Consider the following 18608-nt stretch of genomic DNA (forward strand, 5'->3'; position numbering starts at 1 on the left):
CCGCGGGGCGAGTCCCATCGAGTGACTCAACACGAAGGGAAGCCGTAAAGCCGGGCTGGGTTGTCGACCAGAATGCGTCGCCGCAGGGCTTCATCAGGTACCCAATCGGCCAGCAGGCTGAGCAGGGGACCATCGCCCGGCATGGGCCGGCCGAAATGAGGATGCGGCCAGTCCGAGCCCCATAACATTTGCTGCGGGTTGGCCCCGACCAGGGCCTGGGCAAAGGGGAGTACGTCTGTGTAAGGCGGCAGCGGCTGGTTGGTGATGCGGTAACTGCCCGACAGCTTGACCCAGGCCCTGGCGTCTTCCACCAGCCTCAGCAGCGCCTGAAAGCCGGGGTGATGCAGGCCGTTGGCGACATTCATGTGCCCCATGTGGTCGATGACGACCGGGGTGGGGAGACTCCGGATCCTGGCTTCCAGCTGTTCGAATTCGGATACGTCGATCAAAAACTGCAGGTGCCAGCTGCGCTCGGCCAGGCGCCGGGCCAGGGACTCCACATCCCGCCAGGCAATGCCGCCCTTGAACAGCAGGTTCATGCGCACGCCGCAGACGCCGGCCCGGGCCAACTGGTCCAGCTCCCGTTCGGAGATATCCGCATCCACCACCGCCACGCCCTTGTACTGCAGACCCTGCTGCTGCAGGTAATGCAGGGTGTCCACCATCAGGCGGTTGTCGGTGCCGTAGACGCTGGGCTGGACCAGCACCCCCCGCTCGATGCCGAGGGTGCGGTGCAGGTGCAGGTAGGCGCCGGGCGGTGCGTCGGGCGGGGTATAGCTGCGGTTGGCGGTATAGGGGTAGCGTTCCGCGGGGCCGAACACATGGGCGTGGGTATCGCAGCTGCCTTGCGGTGGGCGGGCCCCCGCCGGTTGCGGAAAGGGATCGGCGGCGGCACAAAACGGAATGGTATCTGGCTGGGTCATGGGGAATTCCTGTGAACCCGGGGTAACGGGGAGGGCGGTTGTGCTTCCTCCGTTACCCCGGGTATGCCGGTTAGACGTTGCGTTGCATCCAGTCGGCGATGTGGCCGGAGAACTGGATAAACAGCGGGTTGTCGTCCAGCATCCACTCGGTATGGCCGCCCCCCTCGAGCAGGAACAGCTCCTTCGGGCCCGGGTAGGCGGCATAGAGGGACTTGGGCTCGGTCACCGGGTGCAGATCGTTTTCGGCGCCGTGGGCGATGAGCAGCGGCACGCTGGCGAAACGCTCGTCCAGGTGGGCTTCGGGCTTGAAGCTGATCAGCGAGTCGGCGAAATCGAAACTGGAGGTCACGCCGTAGCCCGGGGCCTTGACCAGCTCGGTGAAGACGTACTCGCGGCTCACCGGATCCAGCGGGTAGATGTCGAAGGGATCGATGCCTTGCGGCTCACCGCCCAGGGCCAGGCGCTGACGCTCCGCGGCCATGAACTGCTTGAAGGCTTTCCAGCCGTGCTCGCCGCGCAGGGCCTTCTGAACCCGTACCGCGTCGAAGAAGCCGTTCATTGCCACCAGGGCGTCCACCTGGCCTTCGACCAGGCGACAGGCATCGAGGATCAGGCCACCGGCCATGCCCCAGCCGGCCAGCACCACCTTGCGGCCTTCTTTCTCGGCCCGCTGGCGCACTACCGCCACGGCGGCGGCGATGTCGCGCACCTGCTCTTCGAGCAATACTTTTTCACGGGTGCCCTGGGACTCGCCGAAACCGCGGTAGTCGAAACCGAACACGGTAAAGCCGCGGGGGGTGAAGGCACGGGCGTAGCGCTCGGGGTGGATGTTTTTCTGGCCGGTAAAGCCGGAGCATACAATCACTATCGGCAGGGACGGATCGTTGTTGTGTTCGTCGGTGAAGAAGGCGCCGTCGAGCACCAAACCATCGCTGTGAAATTTAACGTTTTGCTCAATCATCATCGGTATCCCAAGAAGGAGTGGTAGGGTCGAGGCTCATAATGCGGTAACCATCAGGTTAAATAACTGTTAATATCCGACAACGTTGCTAAAAAAAGCGACATCGACGGGCAGGTGCAAAGGAGCTGACGGTGCTGGGAGTCACAGAGGTAGAGCAAATCGGTTTTTTTCTGGTGCCGGAATTTTCCATGTTGTCTTTTTCCGCGGCGGTGGAGCCGCTGCGCATGGCCAACCGCATCAGGAAGCGGCCCCTGTATCAGTGGCACCTGTACAGCCGGGGCGATCTGCCGGTGCCGGCCAGCAACGGCATGCCCTTCGCCCCGACCCGCCGCTTCGAGGACACCGACGACATCGGCACCATGATAGTGGTGGCGGGAATCGGTGCCGAGGTGGTGAAGGACGAGGGTCTCAACCGCTGGTTGCGCCAGCTGTCCCGCCGGCAGATCACCCTGGGCTCGACCTCTACCGGCAGCCTGCTGCTGGCCCGGGCCGGGGTGCTCAGGCAGCACTCCTGCACCATCCACTGGGAGAACAAAGAGAGCCTGCAGGAAGAATTTCCCGATTTGCGGGTCACCGGCGAGCTGTATGAGGTGGATGACAGGATCATCACCTGCTCCGGCGGCCTGGCGGGGCTGGACATGATGCTGCACCTGATCGCGCTCAAGCACGGTGAACAACTGGCCAACGATGTGGCCGAGCAGTGCATCCACCCCAGCATCAGGCCGGCTCATGACAGCCAGCGCATGGCCATCCAGACCCGGCTCAACGTGCATCATCCCCGCCTGGTCCGGGCCATAGAGGTCATGCGCAGTCACCTCGAAGAGGTGTTGAGCTGCCAGCAGGTAGCGGAGCAGGTCGGGTTGTCCAGCCGTCAGCTGGAACGCCTGTTCAAACAGCTGCTCGGCACCTCGCCCGCCGGTTTCTACCTTGACCTGCGGCTGGAGAAGGCGCGCCACCTGCTGCTGCAGTCCAGCCTGTCCACCCTGCAGGTGGGCATGGCTTGCGGCTTCGCTTCCTCCTCCTATTTTTCCCGCTGCTATCAGCAGAAGTACGGCTGCAGCCCCCGGCAGGAACGGCAGGCCCGGCGAATCCGGCCGGTTATCGAGGGGGAGCCGCGGACCGATAAACGGGACTGATACCAGGCTTGTATCCGCCGGGAATTTGCTATAGGTTTCACTTCACTTGTAGGACAACCAACAAGTGAAGTGATAGCGCAGGCAAGACGAGAGGCCGAGATGAAACTGACCAACCTGTCCAAGCCGCGCCAGCTGTCGACCGAGGTGGCCGGTCAGTTGGAGCGGGAGATCCGCGACGGCAACCTCAGGGTGGGGGACAAGCTGCCGACCGAGCAACAGCTGACACAGGCGTTCGGCGTGAGCCGCAACGTGGTGCGGGAAGCCATAGCACGGCTGAAGTCCGAGGGGTTCGTCGAGAGCCGCCAGGGGCTGGGGGCCTTTGTTATCGCCGATGGCCGGCAACAGGGCTTTAAGATCAATCCCGAGGAGCTGGCCAGCCTGGCCAAGCTGCGCAAATTGCTCGAGCTCAGGCTGGAGCTGGAAGTGGCGGCGGCAGGCATGGCGGCCAGGCGCCGCACCCGGGCCCAACTGGCGCGGCTGGCCGAGGCGGTGGCGGAACTGACCCGGGCGGCGCAACGCCAGGACAGCCTGCTGCCCGGAGAGCTGTCGTTCAGCCGTGCGTTGGCCGAGGCCAGCGGCAACGAATATTTCGACAATTTCATCCTGTTTCTCGCCGGCCACCTGTTCGAGGCCCTCGGCCGGGTCAAACCGGCGCAGGCCCTGTTTGCCCGCGAAGCTGCCACCATAGTGGCAGAGCGGCGCGAGATCCAGGAAGCCATTGTGTTGGGTGATCCGGATCTGGCCCGGCGGGCGACCTGGCGACATATCCTGAATACCGCCGATCGCCTGGGACTCAAAGGCCTGCAGGGTTGGGAACGGACCCGTATGAGCGCTCTTGGTGAGACCCATGCTCCCCTGTGCCTGCCGCCGGATCCGAGCCCCCGCCAAGTACATTTCGCCGTCCCGGCAGGTGCCTGCGATTGTCATATGCACGTGTTCGGGCCGTCCCGGCGTTATCCGCTCACTCCCCACCGCTCCTATACCCCGGCCCCGGCATCCCTCGCCGGTTACCGTAAGGTCATGACAACCTTGGGGCTGTCCCGGGCGGTGGTGGTGCAGCCCAGTGTGTACGGCACCGACAACCGCATGCTGCTCGAGGTATTGCGCAAGGGCGGCGAGCAGTTCCGGGGAGTGGTGGTGATCGATCCCGACACCCCGGAGGCCGAGCTGCAAGCCATGCATGAACTGGGCGTGCGGGGGGTGCGTATCAATCTGCTGTTCAAGAGCGGAGTCGAGGTATCCGATGTGCGCCGGCTGGCGGCCAGGGTGGCGCCTTTCGGCTGGCACCTGCAGATGCTGATCGACGTCTCCGAGTTTTCCGATCTGTATCAGTCCCTGGGGCGGCTGCCGGTACAATTGGTGATCGACCATATGGGCCATATGCCGACCCAGTTCGGCGTCGAGGCTCCCGGTTTTCAGGAAATGCTGGCCCTGGCCCGGGATGGCCGGGCCTGGATCAAGCTGTCCGGCGCCGAGCGCATCAGTGGCGAGGCCTATCCTTACGCCGATGTGGCTCCTTTCGCCCGGGCCATATTGGCGGCGGCACCGGAACGAACGTTGTGGGCCTCGGACTGGCCCCACACCGGGTTGGAGCGGGACATGCCCAATGACGGCGGCCTGCTCGAACTGGTGCATGACTGGGCGGCGGACCCGCTTCTGTTGCGCAAGATCCTGGTCGACAACCCCCAGCGCCTCTACGGTTTCGCACCGCTGGCGCACGATTAACCCCCTGAAAACACAAAGGAACGGATACCACCATGATACCTGCTCTTACCCCGACGTCGGTGACACAGGAGACCTACCTCGCCTTTCTCAGTACGCTGCAGGCGCAGGGCTTCGAAGGTGACATCAACACCGACTACGGCCACCGTCTGGCTCAGGCCACCGACAATTCCATCTACCAGTTGCTGCCCCAGGCGGTGCTCTACCCGCGTCACAAGGAGGACGTGGCCCTGCTCGCCCGGCTGGCCGGTCGTGAGGCGTTCCGTCATATAGTGCTGAGCCCGCGGGGCGGCGGTACCGGCACCAACGGTCAGTCCCTGAGTGACGGCATCGTGGTCGATTTGTCCCGGTTCATGAATCGTATTCTGGAGATCAATCCGGAGCAGGGCTGGGCCAGGGTCGAGGCCGGGGTGGTCAAGGATCAGCTCAATCGGGCGCTGGCGCCGCATGGGCTGTTTTTCGCCCCCGAGCTGTCCACCAGTAACAGGGCTACCATCGGCGGCATGATCAACACCGATGCCAGCGGGCAGGGGTCGGTACGCTACGGTAAAACCCGGGATCATGTGCTGGAACTCGGCACTGTGCTGCTGGATGGCAGCCTCTGGCAGTCGGCCCCGCTGGATGATGCAGTGCTGCAGCGGTACCAGCAGCGGGACGATCTGGTCGGACAGCTGCATCGGGAGCTGGATGCCCTGCACCGGGAAAACCGGGAGCTGATTGAGAGCCGCTTTCCCAAGCTCAACCGCTGCCTCACCGGTTACGATCTCGCCCACCTGCGTGACGAAAACGGCCGCTTCGATCTCAATTCCCTGCTGTGCGGCTCCGAGGGCAGCCTCGGTTTTATCGTCGAGGCCAGGCTAAGGGTGCTGCCCTTGCCCCGTTTTGCGACGCTGGTCAACATCAAGTACGCCAGCTTCGACCATGCCCTGCGTGATGCCAAGGCGCTGATGAACTGGCAGCCGTGCTCCATCGAAACGGTCGATTCCCGGGTGTTGCAGCTGGCGATGGCCGATATCGTTTGGGACTCGGTACGCGACTACTTTCCCCGGCGTGCGGAAGAACCGCCGATCCGTGGCATCAATCTGGTGGAATACACCGGCAACAGCCGGGAAGAGGTGGAGCGGAAGGTCAAGGCCCTCAGTCGCCACCTGGAGCGGCAGGCCGGCGGCGAGGGACAGAGCTTCGGTTTTACCCTGGCCCACGGCGAGACCGAGATCAAGAAAATCTGGGCCATGCGCAAGCGGGCGGTGGGGCTGCTCGGCAACGGTAAGGGGGAGCGACGGCCCATCCCGTTTGTGGAAGATACCGCCGTGCCGCCCGGGCATCTGGCTGACTTTATCGGTGAGTTTCGTGCGGTGCTGGATCGCCACGGCCTGGACTACGGCATGTTCGGCCATGTGGATGCGGGAGTGCTCCATGTGCGTCCGGCCATCGATATGAAGGACCCCGATCAGGAGCCACTGATCCGGACCATCACCGACGAGGTGGTGCGACTTACCCAAAAGTACCATGGTTTGCTGTGGGGTGAGCACGGCAAGGGCGTTCGCTCGGAATATGCCCCGGCCTTTTTCGGCCCCCTCTATCCGGTGCTGCAGCGGGTCAAGGCGCTGTTCGACCCCCATAACCAGCTCAACCCCGGCAAGATAGCCACTCCGGCGGGCACCGGTGCCGAGCTGCTGCGGATAGACGGCGTGCCGACCCGCGGCCAGTTCGATCGCCAGATCCCGGTATTGGTACGGCAGGAGTATCAGAGTGCACTCGGCTGCAACGGGAATGGCGCCTGTTATAACTTCGATCCCGATGACGCCATGTGCCCCTCCTGGAAAGCGACCCGGCAGCGGCTGCAATCTCCCAAGGGGCGGGCCACTCTGGCTCGGGAATGGTTGCGGCTGCTGGCCGGGCAGGGGGTCGATCCCCTGGTGGAAAGTGCGCGGCTGCGGCGTGCGGCTCCATTCGCCGGGCTCTGGTCCCGGCTGCGCAACAGTCTGGCAAAACGGCGGGGAGCTACCGACTTTTCTCACCAGGTACATGAGGCCATGGCGGGCTGCCTGGCCTGCAAGTCCTGTGTGTCCCAATGTCCGATCAAGGTGGACATCCCGGATCTGCGCGCCCGCTTTATGGAGCTCTATTACGGCCGCTATCTGCGTCCTGTGAGCCATTACCTGGTGGCCAGCCTCGAGCATCTGGTGCCCTGGCTGGCGAAGTGGCCGGCGCCCTATAACTGGCTGATAGACAGCCGGGCGCTGCGGGGAGTGTGGCGGCGTATCGGGCTGGTGGACAGCCCCCGGCTCAGCGGTATGCGTCTGGACCGGGCGTTGCCGGCGCTGGGGATCGACTGGGCGACACCGGAGCGGCTGGCGTCCCTGAGTCCGGCCGAGCGGGACAATACGGTGGTACTGGTACAGGACGCCTTTACCTCCTATTTCGAGACCAGGCTGGTACTGGATGTGCTGGCCCTGCTGACGAAGCTGGGTTTCCGTCCGCTGCTGGCTCCCTTTCTGCCCAATGGTAAGCCCCTGCATGTGCATGGTTTCCTGGGGGCCTTTCACAAAGGGGCCCACAAGAATAATGCCATGCTCCGGCAGTTGGCGGACTTTGGGGTGCCGCTGGTGGGGGTGGATCCTTCCATGACCCTGAGCTATCGCCACGAGTATGCCAAGGCCCTGGGTGCGGAGCAGGTGCCCGCGGTGTTGTTGCTGCAGGAGTGGCTGGTGGGCCGGCGTGATCGACTGCGGGCGCTGGGCAGCAACCTGAAACCGGCAGAGTACCTGCTGCTGCCCCACTGCACGGAAAAAACCGCGGCGACGGCTGCCATCCGGGACTGGCAGGCCCTGTTTTCGGACTTCAACCTGACTTTGCAGGTGCCGAACCTGGGCTGCTGCGGTATGGCCGGTACCTATGGACACGAGACGGCCAATCGGGAGACCTCGCGGCAGATTTACGAGCAGAGTTGGGCCAGGGTGACGAGAGCCGCGGCCAACCAGGGCCGGCTGGTGGCCACCGGTTACTCCTGCCGCAGCCAGGTCAAACGCGTTGAGGGCGAGACCATTCATCATCCGTTGCAGGTGCTGCTGGCCAGGCTGGAAGAAGGCTGAATGGCGTTGCGGTTTCGCAGGTACCAAAGCGGCCCCGGAGCGGGGCCGCTTTGGTATGTCCGCCAGGGGTCGTATTTTTTAGTTAATATGTCGGATTACTACACTTTAATGCAGGGGTAAATGGTTAGAGTGCTGTTAACTTAATGTTAACCCTGCCGCTGCGGCAGCCGTCCGATGGCATGGACATGCCGGAAATGATCAGGAGGTGGTTTTGGACGTTCTCGCGTTTTTCCTGGACAACTGGGGGCAGGTGCTGCGCCTGACCCTGGAGCATCTTTCCCTGGTGGGGGTGGCGGTGGGCCTGGCGATCCTCACCGGCGTGCCGATCGGTATCGCCATCACCCAGAACGAGAAGGTGGCGAGCGCCGTGCTCTACATCGCTTCCATCATCATCACCATACCGTCCATCGCCCTGTTCGGCATCATGATCCCCATCCTCTCGGTGATCGGCCAGGGCATCGGCTACCTGCCGGCGGTGATCGCGGTGCTGCTCTATTCCCAGTTGCCGATCATCCGCAATACCTATACCGCCATCAACAACGTCAGCCCCGCCCTCCGCGAGGCGGCCCGGGGCATCGGTATGAGTCCGCTACAGCGGCTGCGGATGGTGGAAATCCCCCTGGCCATTCCCGTCATCATGGCCGGGGTGCGCACCGCCGTGGTGATGAACATCGGGGTCATGGCCATCGCCGCCTACATCGGGGCCGGCGGCCTGGGCACCTTTATCAGCCGCGGCATCTCCCAGAGCGATCACCGCCAGTTGATCGTCGGTGCCATCGCGGTCAGCGTGCTGGCCATCATCGCCGACTACCTGCTGCTGTGGGCGCAGAAGAAACTCACCCCCAAGGGCCTGAGCCGGGCCTGACTGGGCCGGCCCTCGTTGCCGAAGAAGAGATGACATCATGATCAAGATCGACAACCTCACCAAGATATTCGAGACCGCCAACGGTGCCGTCTCCGCCGCCGACCATATCAGCATGGAGGTGCCGAAGGGGGAAATCTGCGTCCTGCTCGGCCCCTCCGGCTGCGGCAAGACCACCACCCTCAAGATGATCAACCGCATCATCGCCCCCACCTCGGGGCGGGTGTTCATCAACGGTGAGGACACCACCGGCCTGGACACCGTGACCCTGAGGCGCAACATCGGCTACGTCATCCAGCAGATCGGCCTGTTCCCCAACATGACCATAGCGGAAAACATCGCCGTGGTGCCCAAGCTGCTGGGCTGGAAGCCCGAGGCCTACCAGCGCCGGGCCAAGGAGCTGCTGGAGATGGTGGCGCTGGATCCGGGCGTCTTCCTCCGGCGCTACCCGGGCGAGCTGTCCGGCGGCCAGCAGCAGCGGGTCGGCGTGGCCCGCGCCCTGGCGGCGGATCCGCCGGTGATGCTGATGGACGAGCCCTTCGGCGCCATCGATCCCATCAACCGGGAGGTGATCCAGGATGAGTTCCTGAAGATGCAGCAGGAGCTCAACAAGACCATCATGTTCGTCAGCCACGACATCGACGAGGCGGTGAAGATGGCCAACCGTATCGCCATCTTCCGGGGCGGCAAGCTGGTGCAGTACGACACCCCGGACGATCTGCTGGCCCACCCCAAGGACGACTTCGTCGAGAGTTTCGTCGGCGACGACCGGGCCCTGAAGCGGCTGCGGCTGGTGAAGGTGGATCAGGTGCTGGTGACCGACACTCCCAGGGTCAAGGCCCGGGACTCGCTGCAGCAGGCGCTGCGGCTGATGGAGGAGCACGGCTACAGCGACGCCATCGTCATGGTCAACGACGCCGGTCAGCCCGTCGGCTATGTGCCCAAGGGCATCGCCGGCACCGTCAAGGGCTACTGCGGCGACCACTATGTGGGGCTCAAGGGCACCGCCGGCATCCGGGACGACCTGCGCAAGGTGGCGTCGATGATGTTCACCCACGACACCACCTGGCTGCCCTGCGTGGACGAGCAGGGCGTCTATGTGGGCGACGTGACCCAGCGCGGCGTGACCCATTACCTGAGCGCGACCTACAAGCCCGGACGCGCCGGCGGGAGCCGCGGGGCCGACCAGGACATGGTGTGCAACCTGCGGAGCGTATTATGAGCAAATGGTCTGTCACCCGCATCCTGCTGCTGGCGCTGCTGGCGGCCATGTTCCTGCTGGGTGCCGTCACCGGGGGCAAGGGGTTTATCGACGAGCTGCTGTACTACCAGGACGATATCCTGTTCCTGACCGGGCAGCACCTGGAGCTGACCCTGATCTCCGGCGGCATCGCCATCCTTATCGCCCTGCCGCTGGGGGTCTGGCTCAGCCGGCCGGCCATGCGCCGTCACGCCGAGGGGATGATGCAGCTGCTCAACGTGGGCACCACCATTCCCACCCTGGCGATACTGGCGCTGGCGATGAGTTTTCTCGGCATCGGCATGGTGCCGGCGGTGTTCGGCCTGACCATCGCCACCCTGCTGCCGATAGTGCGCAACACCTATACCGGCCTGCTGGAAGTGCCGGCCCACCTGAAGGAGGCCGCGGCCGGCATCGGCATGACGCCGGGGCAGATGCTGTTGCGGGTGGAGCTGCCCAACGCCCTCTACGTGATCTTCGCCGGCATCCGTACCGCCCTGGCGGTGAACGTCGGCACGGTGCCGCTGGCTTTTCTGATCGGCGGGGGCGGGCTGGGCGAGCTGATCTTTACCGGCATCGACCTGAACGAACCCATGATGATGCTGGCCGGCGCCATTCCCACCTCGCTGCTGGCGATACTGGTGGACATGGCGGTGGCTGCCCTGGCCTTTGTCTTTGTACCTAAGGGTGTCAATCCGCTGCGCCTGCGCACGGCCTGACTTTTGGAAAACTGAAAAGGAAATCGAGAGGAAATACCTTATGTTGAAACATCTTCGTCACTGCCTGCTGGGGGCGCTGGCCCTGGGCCTGTCCACCACCACCGCCCTGGCCAACCAGGTGGTGGTAGGGGGCAAGAACTTCACCGAACAGCAGTTGCTGACCTCCATCACTGCCCAGTATCTCGAGGCCAAGGGCTACGGCGTGCGGGAGCGGGCCGGCATGGGCAGTTCGGTGCTGCGTTCCGCCCAGGAAAACGGCCAGGTGGACCTGTACTGGGAATACACCGGCACCTCGCTCATCACCTACAACAAGGTGGAAGAGCGGCTGAGCCCGGAAGAGACCTACAACAGGGTCAAGGCGCTGGACGCCGATATCGGCCTGGTCTGGCTCAATCCTTCCAAGGCCAACAACACCTATGCCCTGGCGATGCGCCGGGCGGACGCCGAGCAGCGGGGCATCGGCTCCCTGTCCGAGCTGGCGGCGGCCATCAATAACGGAGAGGATCTGCGTCTGGCGGTCAACGCCGAGTGGTACGCCCGGCCCGACGGCCTGCGTCCCCTGCAGGAAGAATACGGCTTCGAGTTCGCGCGCCGTGACGTCAAGCGCATGGACACCGGCCTGACCTACGTGGCCCTGAAGGAAGGCCAGGTGGACGTGGCCCTGGTGTTCGCCACCGACGGCCGTATCCCGGCCTTCGACTTCGTGGTGCTGGAAGACGATCGTCACTACTTCCCGGCCTACGCCCTGACCCCGGTGGTGCGGCAGGAAACCCTGGCGGCCAACCCGGAACTGGCGGATCAGCTCAACCGGCTGTCCGCCCAGCTGGATGATCAGGTGATGGCCGGGCTGAATGCCAGGGTCGATGTGGAGCGGGTCGCCATCGAGGCGGTGGCCGAGCAGTTCCTGAAGGAACGGGATCTTCTCTGAATCCGGGAGACTGCTTACAAAGCTTCGGGCTTACCTACACAGGCAACGCCCATGCCAAGCAGGCGGACAAAGGGAACGGCTCCGCCGACCCTCCGCGCCAGGGAGGGCGCGGCGGAGCCTCCATGGATGGATTCACGGCGTGTCGGCGGAGTTGGCCCTTTGGCCGACGTATACGGTCATGGACACGACTTTGTCACCAAACTGACGGCATCGGGACATCCGCCTCTGTGCCGGGAGTAACATCATGAAAGACGACAACCTCAGGGTCGCGGTGGCGCAAATCAACCCCGGCCTGCTGCAGATTGACGACAACCTGGCCCTGCACGCCGACTATATCGGCCGGGCCCGCCGCCGGGGCGCCGAGTTGCTGCTCTTCCCCGAGCTGTCCCTGACCGGCTACCAGCTGGGGCGGGACACGCCGGCGGCGGCGATGGCGGCGGACGACCCCCGGCTGCGGGAGCTGGCCGGCCAGGCGCCGGAGCTGCTGGTGGTGGCGGGCTTCGTGGAAGAAGCCGGCCCGGGGGAATACTACAACGCCGCCGCCTACCTGCAAGGCGGCCGGGTGGTGGCGGTGCACCGCAAGCTCAACCTGCCGACCTATGGCGGCCTGGAAGAAGGCAAGTGGTTCCATCGCGGCGACAGTATTCCGCTGGCCGAGTGCAAGCCCGGCTGGCGGGCGGTAACCCAGATCTGCGCCGACATGTGGAACCCGGCCCTGGTGCACTGTGCCATGCTGCGCCGGCCCGAGCTGCTGCTGAGCCCGATCAACTCGGCCTCGGCCATCGTCAGCGACGAGTTTTCCAACGAGCGCAACTGGCTGACCAACGTGACCTTCTACGCCATGCTCTACGGCATGCCGGTGCTGATGGCCAACCGTTACGGCGCAGAGCGGGACGCCTGGTTCTGGGGCGGCAGCCGCATCCTGGGACCCCGGGGCGAGGTGCTGGCCCAGGCGGACGACCAGGAATGCCTGATCGACGCCGTGCTGGCACGGGACGCCATCGCCCGGGCACGCTTCGACCATCCGGCCATCCGCGACGCGGACAGCCCGCTGATCCGCAAGCTGCTGGAAGGCTGAGCAGATACTCGGGGGCCGAGCCCCTGTCCGGCGTCAATAAGGGACAACCCGATGAAACCCATCGTTGATTTTATCCATGAACTGAAATTCGACATGCTGCCGGCCGAGGTGGTCGAACAGGCCAGCCTCTGCCTGCTCGACCTGACCGGGGTGGCCCTGGCCGGGCGGGGGACCCGGTTGGGCCGGATCATGGGTGACTTTGTTTGCTGTCAGTATCCCGGCGAGGTGCCGCTGCTGTTCGACGGGCGCCGGGCCAGCGCCTGCGGGGCCGCCCTGTACGGGGCGACGCTGATCGACAGTATCGACGCCCACGACGGCCAGGTGCTGACCAAGGGCCATGTGGGGGTGGCGATCCTGCCCGGGCTGCTGGCGCTGGCTCGGGAGCGGGAGCTCAGCGGCGCCGAGCTGCTGACCTGCCTGGTGGTGGGCTACGAAATCGCCACCCGGGCCGGTATCGCCCTGCATGCCAGTGCCGCCGATTATCACACCTCGGGGGCCTGGAACTGTCTCGGCGTGGCGGCAGTGGCGGCCCGGCTGCTCCGGCTGGATGCGGCCCAAACTGCAGAGGCACTGGGGACGGCCGAATTCCATGGGCCCCGCAGCCAGATGATGCGTTGCATCGATCACCCGACCATGCTCAAGGACGGCTCCGGCTGGGGGGCGCTGGCCGGGGTCAGTGCCGCCCTGCTGGCCCGTGCCGGTTTTACCGGGGCGCCGGCGCTGACCCTGAGTGACGCGACACTGGCGCCGATATGGGCGGATCTGGGACGACGCTGGTATCTGCTGGAGCAGTATTTCAAACCCTATCCGGTGTGCCGCTGGGCCCAGCCGGCGGTGGAAGCGGTACGTCAGTTGCGCCGGGCGCCGGGGTTTACTCTCGGGGCTATCCGGGAGATCCATATCCACAGCTTCCATGAAGCGACCCGGCTGCATACCCGGCATCCGACCACCACCGAGCAGGCCCAGTACAGCCTGCCCTTTGCCGTGTCTTCGGCCCTGCTCGACGACGGTCTTTCGGTACAGGCCATCGCCGAGACCGGCGCCGGTCTGCGCAACCCCTTGCGTCGGTGGCTGAGCGAGCGGGTTTTCTGTCATGAAGAGGCCGGCTACAACCGCCTGTTTCCGGCCGAACGCTGGGCCCATGCCCGCATCCTGTTCGAGGACGGCAGCGCGCTGACATCGGCCGCCGCCGTCGCCCGGGGCAATCCCGAAAACCCGTTGGAGCGGGAGGAACTGCTGGGCAAGTTTGACCTTCTGGCCGCTCCCTGGCTGTCCGATACGCATCGGCTTGGGCTCAGGCGGCAGATACTGCAGCTGGCGGAACTGGATAACGCCGGGCTGGCCGGGTTGCTGGACGACTTGTCCCGTTCGGCGTGTGGCCACGAGGGGGAATGAACTCAGTCCCGGGCCAGCAGCAGCGCCAGCAGCAGGATATTGCCGAGCAACAGCAGCAGTGACAGCACCCGCCAGAAGGCGAGCGGGTGGCGCTCCACCAGCGGCAGCTGTTCCTCGCGCAGGAAGGCCGGGTTGGGTTTCCGCAGATCGGCCTCCAGCTCCGACAGCGCCTCGTAGCGCTGCGCCGGATCGAGGGCCGCCGCCTTGCCGATGGCCTTGTCGACCCAGTGCGGCAGTTGCGGCTGGTAGTGGCGCAGGCTGCGGTAACGCAGCCGGTTGAGCTGACCCCGGCCGCTGGCGGCGGCCAGCCGCTCGCCGTAGGGCAACTGGCCGCTGAGCAGTTGGTAGAGGATGCAGCCCAGGGCGAACTGATCCGAGCGAGGGCCGACCCGGGTGCCGAGCAGGTATTCGGGGGCGGTGTACTGTTTGGTGCCGAGCAGGGTCTTGCGCTCCAGCGGGGTGGCGATATCGGCGATGCCGGCGATGCGGGCGGAGCCGAAGTCGATGATCTTGAGCAGGCCGTCGTCGCTGACCAGGATGTTGCCGGGCTTGAGATCCTGGTGCAGCATGTCCAGCCGGTGAAAGGCGCGCAGCCCCGCAATCAGTTGGGGCAGCAGCCGGCGCACCTCGCCCAGGGGCAGCGGGCCGTCGTCGTCCAGCTTTTGCTCCAGGGTGCGCCCCTCCAGGTATTCCAGCACATAGTAGAGAAAATGCCGGGGCCGTTGCTGCTCGATCACCCGCACCACATGGGGGCTGCTGATGCGCCGGCCCACCCACTCCTCCAGCTGGAACCGCTCCAGGTAGGCGGGATCGTCCTCGAAGTTGACCGAGGGGGTCTTGAGCACCACCTTGTCGCCGCTGTCGGTGTCCACCGCCAGATAGAGCTGGCTGGTGGAGCTGGCGTGCAGCTCGCGCAGGATGCGGTAGCCGTCGAGCACCATGCCCTGTTCCAGTTCCGGCGGAAAGGGCAGGGCGGTGAGCCGGGCCACCACTTCGTCCACCTCCGGCCGGGGCAATTGGTCAATCTGCAGGATCTGGCAGCTGATATTGTCGTCGCTGCCGCCGGCCAGGGCCGCCTCGCAGATGGCGGTGGCGCAGGCGTCCGGATCCGGGTACTGGCGCAGCAGCCGCCGGATCTCGCCGTCGGACACGAACTCGTAGACGCCGTCGGTCAGCAGCAGGAAGCGGTCGCCGGCTTCCGCCGGCAGTGACTTGTAGTCGATCTCCAGGCCGTAGTCGATGCCGAGCGCCCGGCCCAGGTATTCCCGCTGTTTGCCGAGGCGGACACGGTGATCCTGGGTCAGGGGCTCGAGTTCATCGTTGCGCCACAGGTAAATGCGGCTGTCGCCGACGTGGAACAGGTGGGCGGTGGTGGACTTGAGCACCAGGGCGGAAAAGGTGGTGGCGGCGGAGCGGGATTCGCTCAGGAACTGGCTGCCCTGGCTGCACAGCCAGAGGTTGATGGCGGTGAGCACCTTGGCGCCGGACTGCTTGACCGACCAGCTGTCCGGGGTGCTGAAGTAGTCGGAGAGAAAGCCGCGCACCGCCGACTGGCTGGCGAGGGCGGCCTGGTCGCTGCTACTGATGCCGTCGGCCAGCACGCAGGCCAGGCCCTTGGCGTCGAGCAGCAGCGGATTGTCGGGAACATAAAAGCCCAGGGCATCCTGGTTTTCGGCTTTGCGCCCGGCCAGCGAGTGCTGGCCGCAGCGGACATGGAGGCTGGTGGTCAAAGGCGGTCCTTGGCTGTGTGGCTGGGCGGAGTCCTGAATAGCCGATCCTGATAGTGCTACATCGACTGGGCCCCGCACGCAGACACGCCGTGTAAGGTATGACACTCACGGTTTCGACCTGCTGCGAACATTCACTGGATGTTCGGTCAGGCCGAAACCGCTCGTCACGGAGAGCAAGCTCGCCCCCAGGAGGCTCCGCCGCGCCATCCCTGGCGCGGAGGGTCTGCTTAGCGGAACCCAGTCGCTGCCGGTAGTGATCTACTATTCGGAACAGTTATTTAGTGTACATCTATCATCTGCACCGTGCCGTCGGGCAGCACTTCCGCCATCTGGCCGCTCGGCTCGTCCATCAGCTGCACCGCCACCATGGTGAACGCGGCCACGGTACAGATCACCCAGAAGAATACCTGGGGCGAGACGAAGGACAGCACGGTGAGGAACACCACCCCGCCCACGTTGCCGTAGGCCCCGGTCATGCCGGCGATCTGGCCGGTGAGGCGGCGCTGGATCAGCGGTACCACCGCGAACACGGCGCCCTGGCCGGCCTGCACGAAGAAGGAGCAAGCCATGGTGACCAGCACCGCCAGCACCAGCGGCCAGCTGCCGTCCATCAGCCCCATCAGGAAAAAGCCCATGGCGGCGCCGGCCAGGCTCAGAGTCAGGGTCTTCTTGCGGCCGAGCCGGTCGCTGAACAGGCCGCCGCAGGGGCGGGACACCAGGTTCATGAAGGCGAAGGCCGAGGCCAGGATGCCCGCCTGCACCGCGCTGATGCCGAAGCTGTCGCTGAAGAACAGCGGCAGCATGGACACCACCGCCAGCTCGGCGCCGAAGGTGGCCAGGTAGGCCAGGTTGAGCACCGCCACCTGCTTGAACTTGTAGCGGTGGATGGCCGGCACCGGCTGGTGGAACACCCCCTTGTTGACCTTGACGATGTGATACAGCTGCCAGGCGAACAGCGCCGCCAGCACGGCGTAGATCAGGGTGCTGGCGGTGGCGGAGAGCAGGGACACGCCGGCCGGCGACAGCTTCCAGGTAAGCAGGGCCAGGGCCGCGTACAGGGGAAGGCTCATGACGATGTAGAGCACGAAGTCGCCCCGGCTGGTCACTTCCATGGCGCCGGACTTTTTGGGCTTGAAGTAGGTGGAGCCCTTGGGGGTGTCGGACACGCCGAAGTAGTAGACGAAGGAATACACCAGGGCGATGGCGCCGGTCAGGCCCAGGGCGTAGCGCCAGCCGTGCTCGCCGCCGATCAGCAGGGCGATGGCCGGCAGCGCGATGGCGGCGGCGGCGGAGCCGAAGTTGCCCCAGCCGCCGTAGATGCCCTCGGCCAGGCCCACCTGCTTGGCGGGGAACCACTCGGAGATCATGCGGATGCCGATGACGAAACCGGCGCCGACAAAGCCCAGCAGGAAGCGGGCCAGCGCCATCTGCTCGAAGCTTTGGGCCAGGGCGAAGAAGAAGCAGATCAGGCTGGCCAGCCCCAACAGCAGCGAATACATGATCCGGGGGCCGAACTTGTCCACCAGCATGCCCACCACGATGCGCGCCGGTATGGTCAGGGCCACGTTGAGGATCAGCAGGGTGGAAACCTGCTGGCTGGTCAGCCCCATGCTGTCGCGAATAAAGACCAGCAGGGGAGCGTGGTTGAACCAGACCACGAAGCTGATGAAAAACGCCAGCCAGGTCAGATGCAGGATGCGGCTGTTGCCGCTGAAGGATAGAAGCTTGAGTTTTGAAGCAGTCATGTAGATGTTCTCGCAGAGACCGTTACAACAATGTTGTACGGTGACAAGCCGGAATCATGCCAAGCTGACAATTCCTTGTTTTTACTGAGTATTATGACCGAGTGGCAGGAGAGGCGACGGGGCCGTGAGCACCAAGTTAAGGCGCTCCGGCCGTGGAATGCACAATCAGTGTGCAGAAAAAGACCTATTGCACCAAAGTGGTACCACTAAAGTGGTAATTTGCGCCATGAAGGTGCTGTGCCTGGCGTGCGAGGGGTTGATTGAAATCGACAGCACGGAGCCCTGGCCAGGGTTGTAGGGTCGAATTTATTCGACCAAATCAGGGCTGGTTGCGGAAATGGTCCATTGAAATGGACCCTACCGATTACCTCCGCGGCTTCAGTCGCGTGGCCGGCAACACAGCCCTAAGCGTTCTTCTGCCGGTCCCGCCACAGCAGCCAGAGTCGGGTATCCAGTTCCAGCTGGTGATAGGCCGGCTCCATATGGCAGCACAGCTGGTAGAAGGCCTTGTTGTGCTCCTTTTCCTTAAAATGGGCCAGCTCGTGGACCACTATCATGCGCAGGAATTCCGGCGGCGCCTCCCGGAACAGGGCGGCGACGGTAATGCTGTTGTGGGCCTTGAGCTTGCTGCCCTGTACCCGCGACTGGTAGCTGTGCATGCCGAGCGCCTGCTTGAGCACGTTGAGCTTGCTGTCGTAACGCACCTGGCTGAGCGGCGGGCTCTTGCGCAGGTACTGATTCCTGAGGCCGTTGATGTAGTCGTACAGCGCCTTGTCGTTTTGCACCGGATGGCGCTGCGGGTATTTGCGCTGCAGGTAATCGCCCAGCCGGCCGCTGTCGAGCAGCTCGCCGGCCTGGAGTTGAATGCTTTCCGGATAACCGGTGAGGTATTTGAGGGTATTCACGGCGGCCCCGTACTGCATGAATCGAAGGCCCATTATAAGCCGAAGCCGGGCGTCCTGTCCCCGCGGCCTCGGGCGTGACGCCGGTCCCGGGCCATGTCGGCCGCCATGCCCGGGCCAGCGAGAGGATTCACCTCCGTCCGGACCGGGTTATATGGCGGAACCGGCCGTT

14 protein-coding genes are annotated in these 18608 nt (G+C 64.6%); 9 read left to right on the forward strand and 5 right to left on the reverse strand.

Features of this window, described 5'->3' with window-relative positions:
• Positions 1–26: 26 nt before the first annotated feature.
• Entirely contained in the window at positions 27–923 is an 897-nt protein-coding gene (locus C7H85_RS15880; protein WP_106730681.1) for an amidohydrolase family protein, read from the reverse strand.
• A 70-nt stretch (positions 924–993) separates the two neighbouring features.
• Complete coding sequence (locus C7H85_RS15885; RefSeq protein ID WP_106730793.1) at positions 994–1884, reverse strand: alpha/beta hydrolase; 891 nt, start codon at positions 1882–1884, stop codon at positions 994–996.
• Between the two features lie 131 nt (positions 1885–2015).
• On the opposite strand from C7H85_RS15885, the gene C7H85_RS15890 reads away from it, so the two are divergent.
• From C7H85_RS15890 to C7H85_RS15930, 9 genes are all read left to right on the forward strand, one after another.
• The gene (locus C7H85_RS15890; RefSeq protein WP_210433677.1) at positions 2016–3020 is read left to right on the forward strand and encodes a GlxA family transcriptional regulator; all 1005 of its coding nucleotides are present in this window, start codon (positions 2016–2018) and stop codon (positions 3018–3020) included.
• Positions 3021–3119: 99 nt separating this feature from the next.
• Positions 3120–4745, forward strand: coding sequence for an amidohydrolase family protein (locus C7H85_RS15895; protein WP_106730682.1), 1626 nt, complete (start codon positions 3120–3122; stop codon positions 4743–4745).
• Positions 4746–4777: 32 nt separating this feature from the next.
• Complete coding sequence (gene ydiJ, locus C7H85_RS15900; RefSeq protein WP_106730683.1) at positions 4778–7837, forward strand: D-2-hydroxyglutarate dehydrogenase YdiJ; 3060 nt, start codon at positions 4778–4780, stop codon at positions 7835–7837.
• Positions 7838–8048: 211 nt separating this feature from the next.
• Positions 8049–8702, forward strand: coding sequence for an ABC transporter permease (locus C7H85_RS15905; RefSeq protein ID WP_106730684.1), 654 nt, complete (start codon positions 8049–8051; stop codon positions 8700–8702).
• Positions 8703–8739: 37 nt separating this feature from the next.
• The gene (locus C7H85_RS15910) at positions 8740–9921 is read left to right on the forward strand and encodes an ABC transporter ATP-binding protein (protein WP_106730685.1); all 1182 of its coding nucleotides are present in this window, start codon (positions 8740–8742) and stop codon (positions 9919–9921) included.
• A complete protein-coding gene (locus C7H85_RS15915) occupies positions 9918–10658 on the forward strand; it encodes an ABC transporter permease (protein ID WP_106730686.1) in 741 nt (246 codons plus the stop codon). The genes C7H85_RS15910 and C7H85_RS15915 overlap by 4 nt, the downstream gene beginning before the upstream one ends.
• Positions 10659–10698: 40 nt before the next feature.
• Positions 10699–11586, forward strand: coding sequence for a glycine betaine ABC transporter substrate-binding protein (locus C7H85_RS15920; RefSeq protein WP_106730687.1), 888 nt, complete (start codon positions 10699–10701; stop codon positions 11584–11586).
• Positions 11587–11830: 244 nt separating this feature from the next.
• Positions 11831–12664 carry a nitrilase-related carbon-nitrogen hydrolase gene (locus tag C7H85_RS15925; RefSeq protein ID WP_106730688.1) on the forward strand — a complete coding sequence of 278 codons (834 nt, stop codon included), beginning with the start codon at positions 11831–11833 and terminating at the stop codon, positions 12662–12664.
• Positions 12665–12715: 51 nt separating this feature from the next.
• A complete protein-coding gene (locus C7H85_RS15930; RefSeq protein WP_106730689.1) occupies positions 12716–14059 on the forward strand; it encodes an MmgE/PrpD family protein in 1344 nt (447 codons plus the stop codon).
• Between the two features lie 2 nt (positions 14060–14061).
• Here C7H85_RS15930 and C7H85_RS15935 read toward each other — a convergent pair whose 3' ends face one another.
• From C7H85_RS15935 to C7H85_RS15945, 3 genes are all read right to left on the reverse strand, one after another.
• Entirely contained in the window at positions 14062–15789 is a 1728-nt protein-coding gene (locus C7H85_RS15935) for a bifunctional protein-serine/threonine kinase/phosphatase (RefSeq protein ID WP_106730690.1), read from the reverse strand.
• A gap of 278 nt (positions 15790–16067) precedes the next feature.
• Entirely contained in the window at positions 16068–17534 is a 1467-nt protein-coding gene (locus C7H85_RS15940; RefSeq protein WP_106730691.1) for a NarK family nitrate/nitrite MFS transporter, read from the reverse strand.
• Positions 17535–17938: 404 nt separating this feature from the next.
• Positions 17939–18439 (reverse strand): M48 metallopeptidase family protein, encoded by a 501-nt coding sequence (locus tag C7H85_RS15945; protein WP_106730795.1) that lies wholly within the window; start codon positions 18437–18439, stop codon positions 17939–17941.
• Positions 18440–18608: the final 169 nt, after the last annotated feature.

Source organism: Zobellella endophytica (genome assembly GCF_003012775.1).
GTDB classification, from domain to species: domain Bacteria; phylum Pseudomonadota; class Gammaproteobacteria; order Enterobacterales; family Aeromonadaceae; genus Oceanimonas; species Oceanimonas endophytica.